Source organism: Micromonospora sp. NPDC007271 (assembly GCF_040634005.1).
Taxonomy (GTDB): domain Bacteria; phylum Actinomycetota; class Actinomycetes; order Mycobacteriales; family Micromonosporaceae; genus Micromonospora.
Map to the genome: position 1 here is coordinate 19,756 of NZ_JBEYER010000035.1, position 19,535 is coordinate 39,290.

Genomic DNA, 19,535 nt, shown 5'->3' on the forward strand with positions numbered 1-19,535 from the left:
TACCGTCAGGGGTGGCCGTACGGCTCGGCCGGCTCGGCCGCCTCCACTGAGCCCGGGGCGCGGCTGACCGACATCGCCTCGACCGCGCTGTCGTCGTAGACCGTGGGCAGCTCGTCGACCGGGGTCTCGCCCGTCTCGGCGAGGGTCTCGGAGTGTGCGCCGCAGCCGTGGTCGGCGCTGACCACCCGGCCGTCGTCCGGGGCGTAGAAGTTGCCGCACGCGCCGAAGGCCTGCCGCAGCGCCCCGGCGAGGGGCAGGTAGAAGCCGCAGGTGCCGCAGCGGGCGGCGGCCGGCGCGGCCACCGAGATCGCGGCGTTCGGGCCGTGGTCGCCGTCGTACCAGCGCTGAGCGGCCTCCGAGCGGCCCTCCCGGGACAGCACCCGGGACCGGCCCAGGCCCAGCTCCCACGCGGTCTCCTCGACCGCCGGGTCGTCGGAGAGCAGGTAGCCGGGGGCGAGGCGCTCGTCGTCCGCCGGGGTGGGCAGCAGGTCGCCGGGGCCCAGGTCGCCCGGCTTGAGCCGCTCCTGCCAGGGCACCCAGCCGGGGGCGAGCAGCGCGTCCGAGCCGGGCAGCAGGACGGTCTCGCAGACCGTGACGTTCCGGCTGCGCGGCACCCGGGTCACCGTGACCGACCAGCGCCAGCCGCGGTAGCCGGCCAGCCGGCACTCGAAGTAGTGGGTGACGAGCCGGTCACCCTCGGCGACAGCCTGGAGGTGCTCGCCGACGTCGGCGGGGTCCACCTCGGCGATGGCGGCGCGAGCCACATCGACGGCGGCGGCGCACACCTGGTCGAGCCGGGGAGCACGGGCGGAGGCGGGCCTGGTCACCTACCCATTGTTGCCCATGCCCACGGTCGGCTGTCAGGCACTCCCCGGAGTCGTTCTCGCGGGTGGCGCGAGCACACGTGGATCAGATGGGCAAGGATGGGACACATGCCGCTGTCCTCCCGCTCCGGCCGGTCCGCCCTCGGGCGTGCCGTCGGCACGGGCATCCGCGCCACCCGCCTGCTGCTGCGCGGCTCGCTGCGCGGCGGCCGGTGGATGACCCGGCGGGCCGGGTCGGCCCGGGCCCGCAGCGCCGGCAACGAGGTGGGCATGGTCCGCCTCTTCGACCTGCACGCCCTCTCCTGCGCCGGGGACACCCTGATCGCCATCGGCCTGGCCGGGACGATCTTCTTCGACGTGCCGCTCGGCGAGGCGCGCAACAAGGTGGCGCTCTACCTGCTGGTCACCATGGTGCCGTTCGCCATGCTCGCCCCGGTGGTCGGGCCGCTGCTGGACCACTTCCGGCACGGCCGCCGGTACGCGCTGGCGACCACCATGCTCGGCCGGGCCTTCCTCGCCTGGCTGATCTCCGACTACCTCGGCAGCTTCGGGCTCTACCCGGCGGCGTTCGGCGTGCTCGCCCTCTCCCGGGCGTACGGGGTGGCCCGCTCGGCGGCGGTGCCGCGGCTGCTGCCAGAGGGGCTGGGGCTGTCCCAGGTGGGCGCCCGAGCCAGCGTCTACGGCACGGTGGCCGGCGGCCTGGTCGCCCCGCTCGGGCTGGCCACGTTCTGGTTCGGGGCACAGTGGCCGCTCCGGGTGGCCTCGCTGATCTTCCTGGTCGGCATGGTGATCTCGCTGCGCCTGCCGCCGCGGGCGGACTCGGAGCCGCCGGAGCGGGTGCCGCAGCCGTTCCGGGCGCTGCGCCGCCGGGACGGGGAACGGCCGCTGGGCCGGGGTCGGCCGGCCGGCCGCCTGGTGATCGCCACCCTGATCAGCGCGGCGGCGCTGCGCGGGGTGTACGGCTTCCTGCTGCTCTTCCTGGCCTTCGCGATCAAGGCCGGCGACCTGACCACCGACTTCTTCGGCCGGGACCTGGGCGCCCAGGGCGCGCTGGGCCTGGTCGGCGGCGCGCTGGCGGTGGGCAGCTTCCTGGCCACCGCGGTCGGCACCCGGCTGCACATCCACCGGCCGGCCGCGATCCAGTCCAGCGGCACGATCATCGTGGCCGGGGTGGCGGTGCTGGCCGCGTTGAAGTTCTCGCTGCCCATGGTGGCGCTGCTCTGCCTGGTCGCGTCCCTGTTCAGCGGGCTCGCCAAGCTCGCGGTCGACGCGTCGATCCAGGAGCGGATCCCGGAGCGGCTCCGGGCCAGTTCCTTCGCCCACTCGGAGACCGCGCTGATGCTCGCCTTCGTGGCCGGCGGCGGGCTCGGGCTCGTCCCCTTCACCGGCCGGATCGGGGTCACGGTCGTCGCCTGCGTCGCGGCGCTGGTGGCCGTACGTGGCGTGCTGGTGGCCGGCCGGCTGCGCAGCGAACGCCTGATCGGCCGGCCGCTCGGCGACGACGAACTGGCCGACGAGCCGGCGGAGGCGCCGGCCGACCCGACCCCCACCTCGCCGGCCCCGCCCTCGGGCGGCACACCCACCGGCGAGCCCGATGACGGGTTCCCGCCGCCGGGCTTCCACATCTACCGCCCCTCCTCCTCTCCGGTCGGCGGGCCGGGCGGGGTCGACGAGGAGAGCCGGCGGGAGCCGCGGGGGCCGGTTGCGTGAGTGGGCTGCTGGTGGTGACCGCCGTGCCCGCCGAGGCGGAGGCCGTCCGGGCGGGTCTGACCGACCCCACGGTCACCGTCGCGCCGGCCGGGGTGGGCCCCGCCGTCGCCGGGGCCGCCACCGCCCGGCTGCTGGCGCTCGCCGAGGCGGCCGGCCGGCCGTACCGGGCGGTGGTCAGCGCGGGCATCGCCGGCGGCTTCGTCGGCCGGGTGCCGGTCGGCGGCACCGTGCTGGCGACCCGCAGCGTGGCGGCCGACGTGGGTGCCGAGTCACCGGAGGGCTTCCTCCCGGTGGAGGCGCTGGGCATGCCGGCGGAACTGCTGGGCGTGGGCAGCGTGATACCCGCCGACCCGGCACTGCTGGACGCCCTGCGTACCGCCCTGCCGGAGGCCACGGTCGGCGCTGTGCTCACCGTCAACACGGTGACCGGCACCGCGGCGAGCACCGCGGCCCTCGCCGACCGGCACCCCGACGCGGTGGCCGAGGCCATGGAGGGGTACGGCGTGGCCGTCGCCGCCGCCCAGGCCGGTCTGCCCTTCGCCGAGCTGCGTACGGTGTCCAACCCGATCGGGCCACGGGACCGGGAATCCTGGCGGATGCGCGAGGCGTTCGCCGCTCTCACCGCGGCGGCGGCCGCCCTGCGCTGACCGACCGCTCCCACCGCAGCGCGGCGGGCCGGCTCGCCTCCAGCTCGAAACCGCAGGCGAGCAGGAAGCTGATGCCGGGCTCTTCGGTCAGGGCCCGCACCACCCCGATGTCGGCACCCGGCAACTCAGAGACGAGTGCTGCCACCAGCCGACGGCCGATTCCCAGCCGGCGGTGCCGGGCCGCGACGAGCAACCCGTCGAGGATGATCTCCCGCTCCCCGGGGCGCTCCTCGCCACCCCAGCAGAGATGTGGGCTCTGCTCGTGCGCCCGCAACTCCCCGACCAGGCCGCCGTCGGGCAGCTCCGCCACGAACCGCCAGGACGTCGCCGCCAGCGTCCCCAGCACCCGCCGAACCGTCACCGATCGGCGCACCCATTCCGCCTCGCGCCGCCGGTCCCGGTACTCCCGGTTCACCTCGTACGTCGCCGGAGGCAGCGGCAACGGCCACTTCTCCGGGGGGAGCTTGTACCACTCCGCCCACCACGCCCCGGGCCAGTCCTTCGGCTCGCGGACCTCCCACACGTCGAGGTGGGCCGGATACCGGCGCCCGGCCTGGTCTCGCAGCTCATCGTGGGGCGCCGGTGCGGGCAGCTGATCTGATTCGTCGGCCCGTCCGGCGTCGAACCGCACCTGCCCGCCCGCGGCCCCGATCAGCCGCTCCACCGTCCGGTACCGAGGGTCGACGGCCCGGCCGGACTCGATCCGTGCGACGGTGGCCTGGGGAACGCCGGCCCGGGCGGCCAGCTCGCGCTGGCTCAGATCAGCGCGCCGCCGCAGCCGGCGCAGCAGCTCCCCCAGGTCTGCCCGCCGCTCGGTCGGCGGATTCGGCTCTGCCACACCCGGCATGCTCCCCAGCCGCCCGCTGCCGTTTCAACAGGGCCGACCAACCTGTGGATAACCCTGTGGACATCGGCTCATACGCCGGGAGGCATGTGGATAGCGAGACGCTTTGGAGCTGAATCGTTGGTGATGTCGCCGGTCGTGCCGGTAGCCGCGGCACCACCCCTGAATCGTTTGCGATATCAGCTCGAAAGCGAACGGGGAGTCTTGTCCCCACGGGCACGAGCAGCGCCTGCCCGCTGCGACCGCGGGAAGGGGCGGGGTTAACGTGGGGGGCGTGGCGCTCTCCCTGGCGATCTCCCCCTGCCCCAACGACACCTTCGTCTTCGACGCTCTCGTGCACGGCCGGGTGCCGGGCGCCCCGCCCGTCGAGGTGACCTACGCCGACGTGGACGTCACCAACACGGCCGCCGAGCGGGGGGCGTTCGACCTGGTGAAGGTGAGCTACGCGGCGCTGCCGTGGCTGCTCGACGACTACCACCTGCTGCCCTGCGGCGGCGCGCTGGGCCGGGGCTGCGGCCCGCTGGTGCTCACCCGCGGCGACCGGGCCGACCTCACCGGCGCGACCGTGGCGGTGCCGGGTGAGCGGACCACGGCGTACCTGCTCTTCCGGCTCTGGTCGGCGGAGCGCCCGCCGGCGCGGATCGAGGTGGTGCCGTTCCACGAGATCATGCCGGGCGTCGCCGCCGGCCGGTACGACGCCGGGCTGGTGATCCACGAGGCCCGGTTCACGTACCCCCGGCACGGGCTGACCGCGCTGGTCGACCTCGGCGAATGGTGGGAGGGTGACACCGGCCTGCCGATCCCGCTCGGCGCGATCCTGGCCCGCAAGGGCGCGGTCGACCCGGTCGAGGCCGCCGCCTGGATCCGCGAGTCGGTACGCCAGGCCTGGGCCGACCCGGCGGCCAGCCGGGAGTACGTCCTGGCCCACGCCCAGGAGATGGAGCCCGACGTGGTGGACCGGCACATCGCCCTCTACGTCAACGACTTCACCGCCGACCTGGGCGAGGCCGGTTTCGCCGCTGTGGAGGCGCTGCTCGGCCGGGCCGCCGACGCCGGGCTCGTCCCTCAGACCTCCAGCTCGCGCGCCACCGCGTGGACCAGCTGAGCGATCTTCTGCGCGGTCTTCCGGTCGGGGAAGCGGCCCCGGCGCAGGTCCGGCTGGACCTTCGCCTCCAGCACCTTGATCATGTCCTCGACCAGGCCGTGCAGCTCCTCGGCCGGCCGGCGGCGCAGCTCCGCCACGGACGGCGGCGCCTCCAGCAGCTTCACGCCCATCGCCTGGGCACCCCGGCGGCTGTCGACCACGCTGAAATCGACCCGCTGGCCGCCCTTCAGGTCGGTGACGCCCGCCGGCAGCGCGCCCTTGGGCAGGAACACGTCGCCACCCTCGTCACTGGTGACGAACCCGTATCCCTTGGCCGCGTCATACCACTTCACTCGACCCGTCGGCACTTGAAACCCCTGCTTCGCTCGAAACCGCTACCCCCTCAAGGCTAGCCGGATGATCCGGTCCAGCGCCGCCGGGAATCCGCTGAGATCGTCCAGCACCGTGTGCGCGCCGGCGGCCCGCAGTTCGTCCTGCGTACACGGCCCGGTCGCCACTCCCACGCCTGGGATTCGCGCCGTCTTGGCGGCGGTCATGTCCGCCACGTGATCGCCGACATAGAGCGCCGCGCCGTGCTCCCGCAGCGCGGTCGCCTTCTCCTCGGCGAAGAGGTCCCCGGCCAGCTCGTCCACGGCCAGCCCGAGGTGGTCCAGGTGCAGCTTCGCCAAGCGGCCGATCTTCGAGGTGACCACCATGACCCGGCCGCCGCGCTCGTGCACCGCCTCGATCGCGGCCCCCGCGCCGGGCATCGGCAGGGTCGGGGTGATCGCGTACGCCGGGTAGAGCTCGCGATACACGACCACCGCCTCCTCCACCCGCTCCGGCGGGAACCAGCGGGCGATTTCCGTGCGCAGCGGCGGGCCGAGCCGGGACACCGCCGCGTCCGCGTCCACGTACACGCCGGTACGCGCGGTCAGCGCCCGGTACGCGGCGGCGATTCCCGGGCGCGAGTCGACCAGGGTCATGTCGAGGTCGAAGCCGACCATCAGTGGGGGCATGGGGAAAACGTACCCAGGACCGAGCCGGACGTCCGAGGGGCGGGACCACCCCCGACCGGGCTAGCGTGGTACGACGATGACCACCTCACTCGCCGATCACCTGCGGGCCCTTCCCGACGAGTCCCTGGCCGCCCTGCTCCAGCTGCGGCCGGACCTCGTCGTGCCGGTGCCGGCCGACGTCTCCGCCCTCGCCATCCGGGCCCAGTCGCGGGTCTCCGTGGCCCGGGCCCTCGACGGGCTGGACCAGTTCACCCTCCAGATCCTGGACGCCGCCCGGCTCACCCGGGACCCGGCGGGCGGCGGCACCGCCACCGAGGCGATCCTGGCGATGGCCACCGCCGGCCCGCACCCGCCCGCCCCGACCGCTGTCCGGGCCGCGGTCGGCCGGCTGCGCGCGCTCTTCCTGCTGTACGGCCCGGAGCACGACCTGCACGTGGTGGGCGGCGTCGACGAGGTCTCCCCGTACCCGGCGGGGCTGGGCCGACCGGCGGCGGACCTGGACCCGCGGGCGGCGGCGCTCTGCGCGGACCCGGCGAAGCTGCGGCGGACCCTGCTGGCCGCGCCGCCCTCGGCCCGGGCGATCCTGGACCGGCTCGCCGCCGGGCCGCCGGTCGGCACGGTACCCCCGGGCGCGCTCGACGCCCCCGCCACCGGCGCCGAGGAGGAGCTTCCCCCGGACCCGATCAACGGTGGCGCGCCGACCGGCTCGCCGATCCGCTGGCTGGTGGAGCACCGGCTGCTCGTCCGCATGTCGGGCGGCAAGGGTGGTGCCGGAACGGTGGAACTGCCCCGCGAGATCGGGCTGCTGCTGCGCCGCGACAGCGGCCCGCTCGGCCCGCTGCGGACCGACCCGCCGCTGGTGGCGAGCCCGGCCCGGGAGCCGAAGGCCGTGGACTCCGCCGGCGCCGGGCAGACCATGGAGGTGGTACGCCACACCGAGGCGCTGCTGGAGAGCCTGGCCGCCGAGCCGGCCCCGGTGCTGCGCTCCGGCGGGGTCGGCGTACGCGACCTGCGCCGGCTGGCCCGGGGGCTCGGGCTGGACGACGCCACCGCCGCGCTGCTCTTCGAGGTGGCGTACGCGGCCGGGCTGCTCGGCGAGCTGGACCTGACCGGCACCGCCACCGCCCGGTACGGCGGCGGCGACCAGCAGATCCTGCCCACCGGCGGGTACGAGGTGTGGCGGGCCGGCTCGCTCGCCCAGCGCTGGGAGCAGCTGGCCCGAGCCTGGCTTACCATGACCCGCCAGGTGGGCCTGGTCGGCCAGCGCGACGACCGGGACCGGCCGATCTCGGTGCTGTCCGCCGAGGCGGAACGGGCCGGCGCCCCGGCCGCCCGGCGCGCGGTGCTCGCCATCCTGGCGGACCTGGCCCCGGCGACCGCTCCGACTTCCGACGAGGTGCTGGAGCTGCTGGACTGGCGGACGCCCCGGCGGGCCCGGGGCCGGGAGGCCGCGCACCGCGAGGTGCTGGCCGAGGCGGCCCAGCTCGGGGTGACCGGCCTCGGCGCGCTCACCTCGTACGGGCGGCTGCTGCTGGCCGACGTGACCGAGGCCGACGACCGAGCGGAGGACCCGCTTGGGCTGCTCTCCGACGCCGAGTCGGGCGAGCCGTCCACCGCCGTACGCGCGTTGGACGCGCTGCTCCCCGCCCCGGTCGACCACTTCCTGCTGCAGGCCGACCTGACCGTGGTGGTGCCCGGCCCGCCCGACCCGGCGCTCGCCGCCGAGCTGGACGTGGTGGCCGAGCACGAGTCGGCCGGCGGGGCGAGCGTGCACCGGGTCACCACGGCCAGCATCCGGCGGGCCCTGGACGCCGGGTACTCGGCCGACGACCTGCACGCGCTGTTCCGCCGCCGGTCGCGTACCCCGGTCCCGCAGGGGTTGACCTACCTGGTGGACGACGTGGCGCGCAAGCACGGCGGGCTCCGGGTCGGCTCGGCCGGCGGGTACGTGCGCAGCGACGACGAGACGCTGCTCACCGAGGTGCTGGCCGACCGGCGGCTGGAGTCGATGGCGTTCCGCCGGCTGGCCCCGACGGTGCTGGTCACGCCGTACCAGGTCGGGCGGATGCTGGCCGCGCTGCGCGACGCCGGGTATGCGCCGGTGCCGGAGGACGCGAGCGGCTCGGCCGTGCTCTCCCGGCCGAAGACCCGGCGGGCCCCGGCCCGGGTGCCGGTCGCCTCCCGCGGCCTGGACCCGCTGGCCGCCCCGAAGCTGCCCATGCCCCGGCTGCTGGGGGTGGTGGAGCAGATCCGCCGCGGCGACGCGGCGGCCCGGGCTGCCCGGCGGGCTCCGGCGGTGGTCCGGGGCGAGGCGGCGCGCACCGGGCCGGTGCCCGCCCACACCCACAGCGACGCGCTCGCCGTGCTGCAGCAGGCGGTCCGCGACAAGGCGCTGGTCTGGGTGGGATACGTCGACGCGCACGGGGCGACCGCGTCCCGCCTGGTCCGCCCGGTGTCGATCGGGGCGGGCTACCTGCGCGCCGAGGACGAGCGCACGGAGATGCTGCACACCTTCGCCCTGCACCGGATCACCGCGGCGGTGCTGGAGGACTGAGCGACCCGGGGCCGGCCCGAGCCGTGCTCAGCCGCGGTTGTGGCGGATCATCTCCACCACGGAGACGGCGAGCAGCAGCGCGAACGCCGCGCCGGCCGACTCGCCGACCGAGTCGACGAGGCCCTGCCGCTGCACCAACAGCCCGAACAGGAACCAGCCGAGAATGCCGACGGCGGCCACCGCGTAACCGATCAGGGCCGCGGTGGTGACCTCGCCGCCCGGCGCCTGCTCCTCCTTGGGACGTACGTCGTGGTCGACCGTCATGATCAGTCCCTCCCCCGCCCGCCGGACCCGATTTCCAGCGTGGCACCGAAACGGACTCGCGGACAGGGGAGAAAACCCGGACTCAGGTGCCGGGGCGGCTCAGGGTGCCGGCGCGGCTCAGGTGCCGGGGCGGTGGCCGAAGACGACCACCCGGGTGCCGACCCTGCCCAGCTCCCAGAGCCGGACCGCGTCCTGGTGCAGCAGGTTGACGCAGCCGTGCGAGCCGATCGACCCGTTGTGCAGGTACGTGGTGGTCTCGTGGAAGCCGATCCCGCCGTTGAACTGCTGCCAGTAGGGCAGCCACACCTCGTACGGGTTGGACCACTCCTTCAGGTTCCGCCAGCCGATGCGGTAGGTGCCGGTCGGGGTGGCGTACCCGGCCATGCCGGTGCGGGTGACCGTCGGGCCCATGACGACCTCGCCGTCCCGCATCGCGAAGACGGTCTGCCGGGTCAGGTCGACGCAGAAGGTCAGCCCGGAGCCCGCCCGGCAGCGGCTCACGTCGGTGCCGGCCAGCCGCCGCGCGACGTCGTAGGTGGTGGCGCCGGCGCGGCCGGCGGCGGGGCTGATCCCGTACCGGCGCTGGAACTTCTTGATCGCGGTGCAGTCGGCGGCGGACTGCTTGCCGTCCACGGTCAGTGTGCCGAACCCGCCCAGCTTGTTCAGGTACTCCTCCACGGCCCGCTGGTGCTCGCCCTGCGGGCAGCCGGTGAAGCCGGAGGCGCTCGGCTTCGGCGCGGCGGTGGTGGGCGTCGTCCGGCTGGGCTTCGGCGTGGCCGTGTCGCCGGGCTTCGGCGTGGCCGGGCGGCTCGGCCGCGCCGAGGGGGACTGGGTCGCCTGGTCCGGCGTTGGTGGGTGCGTGCTCGCCCCCGATGCCGTCTCCGTCACGCCGACGGGCACCGGGGCGGCCGCCCCGGATCCGTCGGCCTGCGGATCGAGCGCGCACGCACCAACGCCGACCAGCACGACCGCCGCCAGGGCGACGACCCGCGCGGTGAGTCGGACACGCTTCATGGATCCTCCCCTGGACAGGCTGTTCCCTTCCTAGACGTCCGGACCGAATGTCCCGTTGCCCTTCGGCGTGACATTTTTCGGACACCGCTGCGCGTGCAAGACTGGATGGTCCGCCTTCGGCAGGTCAGCGCCGGTGCGGGCGAGGAAACCCGGCTATCGGAAGGACGCTGGCGTGAGCGGTGGACCACTGATCGTGCAGTCGGACAAGACCCTGCTGCTGGAGATCGACCACCCCGACGCGCAGGCGTGCCGGATGGCCATCGCGCCCTTCGCCGAGCTGGAGCGCTCTCCCGAGCACGTGCACACCTACCGGCTCACCCCGCTGGGGCTGTGGAACGCCCGGGCCGCCGGCCACGACGCCGAGGGCGTGGTGGATGCGTTGATCAAGTACTCCCGCTACCCGGTGCCGCACGCGCTGCTGGTCGACGTGGCCGAGACCATGGACCGGTACGGGCGGCTCCAGCTCGCCAACGACCCGGCGAACGGGCTGGTGCTGCGCGCGCTGGACCGGGTGGTGCTGATCGAGGTCGCCAAGAGCAAGAAGCTCGCCGGAATGCTCGGCGCGAAGCTCGACGACGACACCATCGCGGTGCACCCGTCCGAGCGGGGCCGGCTCAAGCAGGCGCTGCTCAAGCTCGGCTGGCCGGCCGAGGACCTGGCCGGGTACGTGGACGGCGAGGCGCACCCGATCGAGCTTGCCGAGGCCGGCAAGGACGGCGTGAAGCCGTGGACGCTGCGGTCGTACCAGCGGGAGGCCGTGGAGGCGTTCTGGGCCGGCGGCTCCGGCGTGGTGGTGCTGCCCTGCGGCGCCGGCAAGACGCTGGTCGGGGCGGCGGCGATGGCCGAGGCGAAGGCGACCACGCTGATCCTGGTGACGAACACGGTCGCCGGCCGGCAGTGGAAGCGGGAGCTGGTCGCCCGCACCTCGCTCACCGAGGACGAGATCGGCGAGTATTCGGGCGAGCGCAAGGAGATCCGCCCGGTCACCATCGCCACGTACCAGGTGCTCACCTCGCGGCGCGGGGGCGCGTTCACTCACCTGGACCTGTTCAACGCCCGCGACTGGGGCCTGGTCGTCTACGACGAGGTGCACCTGCTGCCCGCGCCGATCTTCCGGTTCACCGCGGACCTCCAGGCCCGCCGCCGGCTCGGGCTGACGGCGACGCTGGTCCGCGAGGACGGCCGCGAGGGCGACGTGTTCAGCCTGATCGGCCCCAAGCGGTACGACGCACCCTGGAAGGACATCGAGGCGCAGGGCTGGATCGCTCCGGCAGACTGCACCGAGGTACGGGTCACGCTGACCGACGCCGAGCGGATGGCGTACGCGACGGCCGAGGCCGAGGAGCGCTACCGGATGGCCGCGACCGCCCGCACCAAGCTGCCCGTGGTGCGGGCGCTCGTCGACCGGCACCCGGACGAGCAGGTCCTGGTCATCGGCGGCTACATCGACCAGCTCCACCAGCTCGGGGAATACCTCGACGCACCGATCGTGCAGGGCTCCACCACCAACAAGGAGCGGGAACGGCTCTTCGACGCGTTCCGCTCGGGCGAGGTACGCACGCTGGTGATCTCGAAGGTGGGCAACTTCTCCATCGACCTGCCGGAGGCGGCGGTGGCGATCCAGGTGTCCGGCACGTTCGGCTCCCGCCAGGAGGAGGCCCAGCGCCTCGGCCGGGTGCTGCGCCCGAAGGCCGACGGCCGCCAGGCGCACTTCTACACCGTGGTCTCCCGGGACACCATCGACACCGAGTACGCCGCCCACCGCCAGCGCTTCCTCGCCGAGCAGGGGTACGCGTACACGATCGTGGACGCCGACGACGTCCTCGGCCCGTCCCTGCCCTCGTTCGACTGATCCCCCTTGTCTTGATCAACTCCGTTTGCGGCATGTCGCGGTCTCCAGGCCACCCCGACACCGCCATGTGCCGTACACGGAGGGATCGCTGGGGCGGGCCACGGGGCGACCGAGCGGGGAGCGACTGTCCCTCGCGCTCGCTTTGGACCTGATGGCGTAAACGACTCAGCCATCGGCGCTTCGCCAGAACGGCCAGGAAAACGGCCGGCCCTACCGGGTCCGGAAACGGAGAACGCCGGCCCAGCGAAGGGGCCGGCGTTCTCCAGCAGGGCGTCAGCAGTAGGTGTAGCCGTTGCCGATCTTCGTCCAGGTGCAGCTGTCGATGAGGGTGCCGGACGTGTTGCGCAGGTAGGCCTTGTCGCCGGTGTTGTTCCACACGTACGAGGAGCGGCCCCAGTAGCGGTGGGCGCTCGTGTTGGTGCCCTTGCCGGTGTGGATGTAGACGTTCTTGCCGGCGGGGAGCCGGAAGTCGGTCGAGAACTTGTAGGTGTAGCCCGTCTTGTCGCGCAGGGTCCAGCCCTTGAGGTTGAGGGTGGTGCTGCGCTTGTTGGTCAGCCGGACGTACTCGGCGTTCAGGCTGCTGTTGGACCGGGTGTCGCTGCCCGGGGAGTCGTAGTAGACCTTGGTGATCATGACGGCCGGGGCGGCCTGCGCCGGGGCGGCGACGGCCAGCGAGCCCCCGACCGCGATGGCCAGCGCCGAGACGAACCCGATCAGCCTCTTCTTCAAGTGGTCCCCCTGATTGCAAGGTGGAGGCCGGCGTGAACCCATCGCCGGCCGGATGCCTCGATGGCATACACGCAGACAAGATCGTAACCACGGGGGCGGATCGGTCCGCTACCGGACGTAGGGCTAGAAAACCGGCATCTACCTGGGCATCCAGGCACACCCGTCCGGCTTCATCAATGGCCGGTTGTGGGAGCTGGCATCGGACAAGAGGCGAAACGCCGGCCGGCACGGCCCACGACGCGTTCTCGGAGGCCGCCGGGCTCAGCGGCGCAGGGCGGTTTCCCGCTCCATGTGCGACAGCTTCTCGGGATTGCGTACGGCGTAGATCCCGCTGATCAGGCCGTCGTCGATACGCAGGGCCAGGACGCTGTCGAGCTCGCCGTCGAGGTGGAGGATCAGCGCCGGGTAGCCGTTGACCTGCGCCGACCGCAGCGACGAGATGCCGGCGACCCTGCCCCATCCGCCGGCCAGCAGGCGGGCCACCTTGTCGGCCCCCACGATGGGGCGCGGGACGGCCTGCTTGACTCCGCCGCCGTCGCCGAGCAGGACGACATCCGGTGCGAGGATGTCGAGCAGGCGCTGCAGCTCGCCGGTCTCGACCGCCCGCTGGAACGCGTCGAGCGCGTCTCGGGTCTCGGCGGCTGAGACGACCTGCCGAGGCCGGCGTGCCGCCACGTGTGCCCGGGCCCGGTGCGCGATCTGGCGCACGGCGGCTTCGCTCTTGTCGACCGCTTCGGCGATCTCGTCGTACCCGACGTCGAACACCTCGCGCAGCACGAACACCGCCCGCTCGGTCGGCGCGAGCGTCTCCAGCACCAGCAGCATCGCCATCGAGACGCTGTCGGCCAACGCGACGTCCTCCGCCACGTCGGGCGTGGTGAGCAGCGGCTCGGGCAGCCAGGGGCCGACGTAGGACTCCTTGCGGCGGCCGAGGGTACGCAGCCGGGAGAGTGCCTGGCGGGTGGTGATCCGGACCAGGTAGGCACGCTGATCCCGTACCGTGTCGAGGTCGACGCCGGCCCAGCGCAACCAGGTCTCCTGCAGGACGTCCTCCGCATCGGCGGCCGAGCCGAGCATCTCGTAGGCAACGGTGAACAGCAGGTTGCGGTGGGCGAGGAACGTCTCGGTGGCCTGGTCCGGGCGGTCGTCGCGGCTGCCTCGGCCGCGATCCTCGGCTGCTGTCTGCGGCGTACCCACCATCGGTGACTCCTGTTCCTCTCGACTGCGTCACCCACCAGATGCCGGGCACCGCTCTTGTGTGACACCGGGACGCCACCCCGGCCACTGGTTGTGGCCGGCGTCACCGGACCGCGCTGTCACAGGGGCCGGATCGCAGGCATCTCGTGTTCGTCAACGCCACACCACGAGTGAGGACGGAACGATGGACACCCGGTTCAACCTGTTCGACAACGAGATCGCCGTCAAGTTCGCCAAGCGGTTCGCCAACGCCGGCATGGTGATCCAGCAGTCGCCACTGCCGAAGTCCACGCAGGAACTGGTGTCGCTGCGGGCCAGCCAGATCAACGGCTGCGGTTGGTGCATCGACATGCACACCAAGGAGGCCGAGGCCGCCGGCGAAACCTCGCTCCGGCTCCACCTGGTCGCCGCCTGGCGCGAATCCACCGTCTTCACCGAGGCCGAGCGGGCCGCGCTGGCGCTCGCCGAAGAGGGCACCCGGCTCGCCGACGCCCACCAGGGCGTGTCCGACGAGACCTGGGACCAGGTACGCAAGCACTACGACGACGACCAGATCGCCGCACTGGTCTCCCTGGTCGCCCTGATCAACGCAGCCAACCGGCTCGCCGTGATCGTGCACCAGAAGGGCGGTTCCTACCAGCCCGGCATGTTCGCCGCGTTCGACCTCTGACTCCTCGACAAAACCGGCCCGGCCCGGGATCACCCGATCCGGGCCGGGCCCGCGCATGTCCGCGCGCCGCTCAGTCGGGGTACGGAGCCCCTGACCGAGGGCGGGAGGCCGGGGAGGCTGCCCTCGCTTCGACTGATCCCCTACCCATGCCACGCCAGGAGCGACTGTCCTTCGCGCTCGCTTTGGACCTGATGTCGTAAACGACTCAGGCCGTCGGCACAGCGCCGACACGGCCACGAACCCGGTGGTTTCGGTCAGCCAGGCAGCCTCGGCCGGCGCTGACGAATCACGGCTGCCTCCTCGGGTACGCAGGCTGTGACACGCGACGAAGAGAGGCATGCGATGAAGGACAGAATCCTCAAGGGGTTGAAGCGGAAGGCCAACTCAATCATGGTGCGGCGCAGGCGCCGGGACTCCATCATCGGCAGACCGGGGCGCTCCCGAAGGCCCGGCCGGCTCTTCCAGTGAGAGCGAGAACGCCCCGTTTCGCCGATGTGGCGGTGTCGGACCAGACCGACACCGCCATATCGCAGATATGGAGCAGGCCGCCATGCCAGCGAGGGTAAGGCACCCAGCGATTGTCCCCCTCGTGCTCCTGCGGTCCGCACCTCGTCGACTCACCACCCCAACGAGCAAGTCCTGGTCATCGGTGGCTACATCGACCGACTCCACGAAGCCGGCGGCTACCTGAACTCGATCGCGCGCGCTCCGTTATGACAAGAAGCGGGAACAGCTCTTCGACGCATTCGGCTCCGGCGAGGTACGCACCCTGGTCATCTCAACGGTCGGCAACTTCCCCATCGACCTGCTCGAGGCGTCCATGGCCATGGCCATGGCCATGGACGGTCGACGATCAGGCCTAGCTTCCCTTACCTACATGTACCGGCGCGCCTACTAGGCCTCTATTTATGGAACGACCAGTAACGCAATCTGCAGAAGCCCACGATGACGGCACCGGCCTTTACCGTTTGAGTGTCCACTCCACTCGCTCCGTTTCGTTGTTGTAGATAGCGAGCGCAGGAGGGTCGGCGCGATGCACAACAAACGAGATCCAACCTCGCGTGCACTTTGAAGGCTGTACGACGCGGCCGCCATACACTGGCTGCTGTGGCATGGCGAAGTCCTGGAAGTTCGCCTTCTCGTATTCAGTGCTTTCGGCCGACTGCAGAGTCCAGTAGTCGTCATCCACCTCAATTGGCCCAGCGGACGTGTTGCAGAGACGAACGTCGACCGAAGCCCATTTCTCTGATGCTCCGATTTTGACGGCTCGATCATTTGACGAACCCTCGCGGTACGCCTCTACGGTGAGCTTGACGGCCCCCAAGTTCGATGTGTTACCAAGGCGCAGTGGACCTGTTGGCGAGGGAGCAGCGCTCGTCGCTGCGGCGGCGGACGTCGGCGGCGTCATGCTGGGGCTGGGCGAGGAGGAAACGGACGGGGTCGACGAGGCGGCCGGACTTCCAAACGGTTGCTTGTCGCTGGAGGCTCCGCAGCCCACAAGGGCCATCGGTACCAGCGCGGTAGCTGCTAAACGGGAAGTTGCGATCATCGAGGCACCTTAGTGGACTACTCAGCGCTGCCTCTGTCGGTAACCCGACTACGAATGCCGGTCGAGCACGGGTCCCGAAGGAAAAGCCCACGCCGGTCAGCGCCGTGGGAGCTCCGCGACGAAAACGCCGCGGCCGGGGCGGCCGACCAGCACGCCCTGCTGCCGCAGCCTCGCCACTGCCCGGCTGATCGTGGACTGCGAGACGTCATACGAGTCCGCCAGTGCCCGCCCGGAGGGCAGCTGTGAACCAGGCGGATACGTCCCATCCTTGATCTTGCTCAGGAGATCGTCGAGCAGCTCGTCCATTGTGGGCGGAATAGGCACGTCAGGCCCCTTGCAGTCGGTTGGCCCGCCCAGTATCGATCAACCATTCCTGCATGGGCAACGCACGTAGCATGGGTGACATAGGTGACTCACTGACTCAGAGACATGCTTGACATAGGTGACTCGGTGGCAATACGGTCACTCCTGGTGATGCGGTGCCGCTGCGGTCGGTTGGCGCCTCTCGTACCGGTCTCGCATCGCCGTCGAGACCTCACCCGCCGCGCCACCCCCAGGCGCGGCCCTGCTGCCGTACCGCCGATCGAGGCTGCGGTGGCAGGGCGGGGCGGTCTCCGCCGACCGCAACCGGCGGAGACCGCCCCCTCCACCACGACGCGATCCGACGAAGGGCGATCACTCGTGCGCAACCTGATCCGTCGGCTGGCGGGCCGACGCGAGGAACAACGTCCGCTGGAAGAAGGGCGGCGGCTTCCGCTGCGGCCCTGGCAGATCCGCGAGCGGCATTTCAACGTACGCCGGCGCGGGCTCGACCCGGTCGAGATCCGCTCCTTCCTGCACCGGGTGGCCGACGAACTCGCCGTCGCGCAGACCGCCCTGGTCGCGGTGCAGGAGGAGAACGTACGCATCAAGAATGCCCTGCGCGCGTGGCAGAGCGCCCAGGCCGCGGACCGTCACTACCGATGACCGACCGCTGGGTGATCCACCTGCCGGTGACCGCGCCCGACCTGCACCGCGCCCGGATCTTCGCCCGTACCGCCGCCCGGGTGTTGGCCCAGCTCAGCGCCCGCGTCGAGCCGGGCGGGGTGACCGTCTCCGCCGAGGACCAGCAGTGCGTACGCCACTGGGTGTTCTGCGACCGGCCGCTGCCCGACGGCGGCGGGCGGTGTGCGCTGCCGGTGGACCACAGCTCACCCTGCGCGCGGCGCGCGCCGTGGCTCACCCGCCGCTGACGACGAGCGGGCGCCAGCGGGGCTCGCGCCCGGGACGTGTGAGTCGTTTACGCCATCAGTTCCAAAGGCGGAGTGAAGCTAAGACCTTTCCCCGCTCCTGGCGCCCTCCGGCGGCGGCGGTCACGAGCGGCGGTGCAGGTAGCGGGCGCGGCGGCCGGCGTCGCGGAACCCGAGCCGCCGGTACAGCGCGGCGGCCGGGTTGTTCTCGTTCACGCAGAGCCACGCCTCCCGCGCACCGTGGTCGGCCAGCGACCGCAGCGCGCTCGCCACCAGGTACGCCCCGACCCGCCGGCCCCGCCATTCCGGTACGACGCCCACCTGGTCGATCCAGTTGTCGAGGATGTTGAGGAAGCCGACCGGCCTGCCGTCGGGCCCGCGCGCGAGCATCGACAAATCTGGCCGGTACTCGTCGTCGTCCCGCAGCTCACCCAGCCACTCCTCGGCGGTAGGCGCGGCGAAGCCGGGCCGGTCGGCGAAGGACGCACGGTACGTCTCGAACAGGTCGGTATCGAGCGCCACCGGCTCGGTGCGCAGGCCGTCGGGGCGCGCGACCTCCGGGAGTTCCGTGAGGTCGTGCCGCAGCACCCATTCGGTGAAGGTCCGCTCGAAGCCGTGCGCGGTGAAGAGGGCGTCCGCGCCCGGGTTCCAGGACTCGGTGGTCAGCAGCAGGTCCGCGTCGCCGGCCTGCTCGCCCGCCCAGCTCAGCAGCCGCCCGCCGAGGCCCCGCCCCCGCCAGGCCGGATGCACCAGGCCGGTGCTGGTGGCCGGCTCCCGCGCGGTGCCGACCCCGACGGCCGCGATCAGGCCGCCGTCATGCCAGGCGCCGAGGGTACGCGTCTGGAGCAGCCGCGCCCGGAGCAGCGGAGGACGGGCGAACAGCGGCAGTCCACCGTCGGCGGCCAGGCACGCCTCGGCCAGCCCGGTCAGCGCGGCCAGGTGTTCCTCGCCGAACTCCTTCCAGGTGAGCGCATCCCCGCCCAGTCCTGCCATGATCCTCTGCCCTTTCGCCTGCCGCCGGCCGCACGACGCCCGACGGGCAAGTAGGCATCCTGGCCCGGCCCACGGTCAACGAATTTCCGGTCAGGAATCGAGAAGCCCAGGTCACCGAGCCGCAACTAGCGTGGCCGCCATGGATGCCCCACCTATCCCGAGGAGGTCCCGTTGAACTGGAACAAGTGGGTCCGGCAGATCCACCGCTGGCTGGCCATCGTCTTCACGGTGACCGTCATCGTCACCTTCGTCGCGCTGGCACAGGAGGAGCCTCTCGTCTGGGTGTCCTACGTACCGCTGCTCCCGCTCTTCCTGCTCCTGTTCACCGGCCTGTACCTGTTCGTGCTGCCCTATGCCACCAAGTGGCGTAAGGCGCGGCGCACCACGCCGAGTGCGGCTGAAAGTTAGTGCTCCGGGGGTGGGCGGCCCCACGTCTTCAGGCTACGTGGAGAGCACCCGGGTGACCTGCTCGGCCTCGATCCGGGCATCCAGCCTGGACCGGTCGAGGTTCGCGCAGATCACTACGGATGCGCCGGCGGCGAGCGGGGCGAGCAGCCACTTCACCGGCTGCTCGTGCTCGGCGGCGTCGACCAGCAGCCGGTCACCGGCCCGCAGATCGAGCTGTTCGGCGATCGCCGACGCCAACTGCCGCCACTCCCCGTAGCTGGTGCCGTCGGGGCTGGCCGGGTCCCACGGGCGGACGGCGGTGTAGTCGGGTGGGGTGTCGGTGTGCCGGAGCACCTCCGTGGACCAGTCGAGCCAGCCGACGGGCACGCCGGCCAGCGGCCCGGGCCCGGTGCCGACGAGGTAGCGGTGCACCCCCTCGGGCACGTCCTCCAGCCAGTCGTCGAGGCGTTCCGGGGTCACGAACACCGCGTCGTACGGCTGGTCGCCGCCCGGTTCGAGGACCGGCAGCCCGGCGGTGGCCCGCGGCCGGAAGGACACCGCCATCCCGGTCGACCAGGCGCCGATCAGCACGGCGGCGGTACGCCAGTGCGGCGGCAGCAGCACCGCCACCCGGCTGCCCGGGCCCAGCCCGCAGCCGTCCCGCAGCAGGCTCGCGGTGCGCGCCGCCCAGCCGCCGAGCTGCGACGCGGTGAGCTCGACCCGCTCCCCGGTCGCGTCGTCGCAGTAGGTGAGCAGCGGAGGGCCGGCCTCCCGGGGCGCGTCAGCCGGAACGGGTACGGGCGTGTGGACAGCCATCGGGGAAACTCCTCCTGCCGGTCCGCTCACCCTAACGAGCCGACCGCCGGCCCGACCGCCCCCACACGGTCACCCTGCCCACCCAGGCCCTTCGCGAGCGGAACGCCATGGGTGTCACATCCGCTCGTTGACACCCATGGCGTTCCACCCACC

20 protein-coding genes are annotated in these 19,535 nt (G+C 72.5%); 9 read left to right on the forward strand and 11 right to left on the reverse strand.

The genetic code is table 11. From position 1 onward, the window contains the following. Window positions 1–5: 5 nt before the first annotated feature. Window positions 6–827 (reverse strand): DUF3027 domain-containing protein, encoded by an 822-nt coding sequence (locus ABZ570_RS15110; protein WP_358062617.1) that lies wholly within the window; start codon window positions 825–827, stop codon window positions 6–8. 105 nt (window positions 828–932) lie between these two features. Between ABZ570_RS15110 and ABZ570_RS15115 the strand changes: the two genes are divergently transcribed. Together ABZ570_RS15115 and ABZ570_RS15120 are read left to right on the forward strand one after the other, a co-directional pair. Continuing rightward, a complete protein-coding gene (locus ABZ570_RS15115) occupies window positions 933–2,534 on the forward strand; it encodes an MFS transporter (protein WP_358062620.1) in 1,602 nt (533 codons plus the stop codon). Beyond that, window positions 2,531–3,181 (forward strand): futalosine hydrolase, encoded by a 651-nt coding sequence (locus ABZ570_RS15120; protein ID WP_358062623.1) that lies wholly within the window; start codon window positions 2,531–2,533, stop codon window positions 3,179–3,181. Before ABZ570_RS15115 ends, ABZ570_RS15120 begins: the two co-directional genes overlap by 4 nt. On the opposite strand, the gene ABZ570_RS15125 is transcribed toward ABZ570_RS15120, so the two are convergent. Continuing rightward, window positions 3,153–4,019 carry a GNAT family N-acetyltransferase gene (locus ABZ570_RS15125; protein WP_358062626.1) on the reverse strand — a complete coding sequence of 289 codons (867 nt, stop codon included), beginning with the start codon at window positions 4,017–4,019 and terminating at the stop codon, window positions 3,153–3,155. The genes ABZ570_RS15120 and ABZ570_RS15125 overlap by 29 nt on opposite strands. Before the next feature lie 280 nt (window positions 4,020–4,299). On the opposite strand from ABZ570_RS15125, the gene ABZ570_RS15130 reads away from it, so the two are divergent. Beyond that, on the forward strand, window positions 4,300–5,130 hold the full coding sequence (locus tag ABZ570_RS15130) for a 1,4-dihydroxy-6-naphthoate synthase (RefSeq protein ID WP_358062629.1): 831 nt from the start codon (window positions 4,300–4,302) through the stop codon (window positions 5,128–5,130). Here the strand turns inward: ABZ570_RS15130 and ABZ570_RS15135 are convergent. Beyond that, entirely contained in the window at window positions 5,091–5,477 is a 387-nt protein-coding gene (locus ABZ570_RS15135; RefSeq protein ID WP_088997128.1) for a cold shock domain-containing protein, read from the reverse strand. The two genes, ABZ570_RS15130 and ABZ570_RS15135, sit on opposite strands and share 40 nt — an antisense overlap. A gap of 27 nt (window positions 5,478–5,504) precedes the next feature. Further along, entirely contained in the window at window positions 5,505–6,128 is a 624-nt protein-coding gene (locus ABZ570_RS15140; protein WP_358062633.1) for an HAD family hydrolase, read from the reverse strand. Between the two features lie 76 nt (window positions 6,129–6,204). Here ABZ570_RS15140 and ABZ570_RS15145 point away from each other — a divergent pair, with 76 nt between their 5' ends. Then, window positions 6,205–8,682, forward strand: a complete 2,478-nt coding sequence (locus ABZ570_RS15145; RefSeq protein ID WP_358062636.1) for a helicase-associated domain-containing protein — start codon at window positions 6,205–6,207, stop codon at window positions 8,680–8,682. Between the two features lie 27 nt (window positions 8,683–8,709). Here the strand turns inward: ABZ570_RS15145 and ABZ570_RS15150 are convergent, their stop codons facing one another. Together ABZ570_RS15150 and ABZ570_RS15155 are read right to left on the reverse strand one after the other, a co-directional pair. After that, on the reverse strand, window positions 8,710–8,946 hold the full coding sequence (locus ABZ570_RS15150) for a hypothetical protein (RefSeq protein ID WP_358062638.1): 237 nt from the start codon (window positions 8,944–8,946) through the stop codon (window positions 8,710–8,712). A gap of 117 nt (window positions 8,947–9,063) precedes the next feature. After that, on the reverse strand, window positions 9,064–9,960 hold the full coding sequence (locus ABZ570_RS15155; RefSeq protein ID WP_358062641.1) for a L,D-transpeptidase family protein: 897 nt from the start codon (window positions 9,958–9,960) through the stop codon (window positions 9,064–9,066). A gap of 172 nt (window positions 9,961–10,132) precedes the next feature. Between ABZ570_RS15155 and ABZ570_RS15160 the strand changes: the two genes are divergently transcribed. Continuing rightward, the gene (locus ABZ570_RS15160; protein WP_358062644.1) at window positions 10,133–11,812 is read left to right on the forward strand and encodes a DNA repair helicase XPB; all 1,680 of its coding nucleotides are present in this window, start codon (window positions 10,133–10,135) and stop codon (window positions 11,810–11,812) included. Between the two features lie 273 nt (window positions 11,813–12,085). Here ABZ570_RS15160 and ABZ570_RS15165 read toward each other — a convergent pair whose 3' ends face one another. Beyond that, entirely contained in the window at window positions 12,086–12,541 is a 456-nt protein-coding gene (locus tag ABZ570_RS15165; protein WP_358062647.1) for a lamin tail domain-containing protein, read from the reverse strand. Window positions 12,542–12,802: 261 nt separating this feature from the next. Continuing rightward, window positions 12,803–13,618 carry an RNA polymerase sigma-70 factor gene (locus tag ABZ570_RS15170; protein ID WP_358062728.1) on the reverse strand — a complete coding sequence of 272 codons (816 nt, stop codon included), beginning with the start codon at window positions 13,616–13,618 and terminating at the stop codon, window positions 12,803–12,805. A 304-nt stretch (window positions 13,619–13,922) separates the two neighbouring features. Between ABZ570_RS15170 and ABZ570_RS15175 the strand changes: the two genes are divergently transcribed. After that, complete coding sequence (locus ABZ570_RS15175) at window positions 13,923–14,408, forward strand: carboxymuconolactone decarboxylase family protein (protein ID WP_358062650.1); 486 nt, start codon at window positions 13,923–13,925, stop codon at window positions 14,406–14,408. A 1,645-nt stretch (window positions 14,409–16,053) separates the two neighbouring features. Here ABZ570_RS15175 and ABZ570_RS15180 read toward each other — a convergent pair. Beyond that, window positions 16,054–16,263, reverse strand: coding sequence for a winged helix-turn-helix domain-containing protein (locus ABZ570_RS15180; RefSeq protein ID WP_358062653.1), 210 nt, complete (start codon window positions 16,261–16,263; stop codon window positions 16,054–16,056). Between the two features lie 387 nt (window positions 16,264–16,650). Between ABZ570_RS15180 and ABZ570_RS15185 the strand changes: the two genes are divergently transcribed. Beyond that, on the forward strand, window positions 16,651–16,923 hold the full coding sequence (locus ABZ570_RS15185; RefSeq protein WP_358062731.1) for a DivIVA domain-containing protein: 273 nt from the start codon (window positions 16,651–16,653) through the stop codon (window positions 16,921–16,923). After that, window positions 16,920–17,189: a hypothetical protein gene (locus tag ABZ570_RS15190; protein WP_358062656.1), complete on the forward strand. Its 270-nt coding sequence runs from the start codon at window positions 16,920–16,922 to the stop codon at window positions 17,187–17,189. The genes ABZ570_RS15185 and ABZ570_RS15190 overlap by 4 nt, the downstream gene beginning before the upstream one ends. A gap of 120 nt (window positions 17,190–17,309) precedes the next feature. On the opposite strand, the gene ABZ570_RS15195 is transcribed toward ABZ570_RS15190, so the two are convergent. Further along, a complete protein-coding gene (locus ABZ570_RS15195) occupies window positions 17,310–18,179 on the reverse strand; it encodes an N-acetyltransferase (RefSeq protein WP_358062659.1) in 870 nt (289 codons plus the stop codon). A gap of 171 nt (window positions 18,180–18,350) precedes the next feature. Here ABZ570_RS15195 and ABZ570_RS15200 point away from each other — a divergent pair, with 171 nt between their 5' ends. Further along, window positions 18,351–18,587, forward strand: coding sequence for a hypothetical protein (locus ABZ570_RS15200; RefSeq protein ID WP_358062662.1), 237 nt, complete (start codon window positions 18,351–18,353; stop codon window positions 18,585–18,587). A gap of 33 nt (window positions 18,588–18,620) precedes the next feature. Here ABZ570_RS15200 and ABZ570_RS15205 read toward each other — a convergent pair whose 3' ends face one another. Beyond that, window positions 18,621–19,382, reverse strand: coding sequence for a TIGR03089 family protein (locus tag ABZ570_RS15205; RefSeq protein ID WP_358062665.1), 762 nt, complete (start codon window positions 19,380–19,382; stop codon window positions 18,621–18,623). Window positions 19,383–19,535 lie beyond the last annotated feature (153 nt).

Bases quoted from the DNA above. Each gene is read 5' to 3' on its own strand.
- ABZ570_RS15155 (WP_358062641.1), bottom strand. From the start codon at position 9,960: ATGAAGCGTGTCCGACTCACCGCGCGGGTCGTCGCCCTGGCGGCGGTC.
- ABZ570_RS15205 (WP_358062665.1), bottom strand. From the start codon at position 19,382: ATGGCTGTCCACACGCCCGTACCCGTTCCGGCTGACGCGCCCCGGGAG.
- ABZ570_RS15115 (WP_358062620.1), top strand. From the start codon at position 933: ATGCCGCTGTCCTCCCGCTCCGGCCGGTCCGCCCTCGGGCGTGCCGTC.
- ABZ570_RS15175 (WP_358062650.1), top strand. From the start codon at position 13,923: ATGGACACCCGGTTCAACCTGTTCGACAACGAGATCGCCGTCAAGTTC.
- ABZ570_RS15145 (WP_358062636.1), top strand. From the start codon at position 6,205: ATGACCACCTCACTCGCCGATCACCTGCGGGCCCTTCCCGACGAGTCC.
- ABZ570_RS15150 (WP_358062638.1), bottom strand. From the start codon at position 8,946: ATGACGGTCGACCACGACGTACGTCCCAAGGAGGAGCAGGCGCCGGGC.
- ABZ570_RS15195 (WP_358062659.1), bottom strand. From the start codon at position 18,179: ATGGCAGGACTGGGCGGGGATGCGCTCACCTGGAAGGAGTTCGGCGAG.
- ABZ570_RS15170 (WP_358062728.1), bottom strand. From the start codon at position 13,618: ATGCTCGGCTCGGCCGCCGATGCGGAGGACGTCCTGCAGGAGACCTGG.
- ABZ570_RS15140 (WP_358062633.1), bottom strand. From the start codon at position 6,128: ATGCCCCCACTGATGGTCGGCTTCGACCTCGACATGACCCTGGTCGAC.
- ABZ570_RS15180 (WP_358062653.1), bottom strand. From the start codon at position 16,263: ATGGACGAGCTGCTCGACGATCTCCTGAGCAAGATCAAGGATGGGACG.
- ABZ570_RS15190 (WP_358062656.1), top strand. From the start codon at position 16,920: ATGACCGACCGCTGGGTGATCCACCTGCCGGTGACCGCGCCCGACCTG.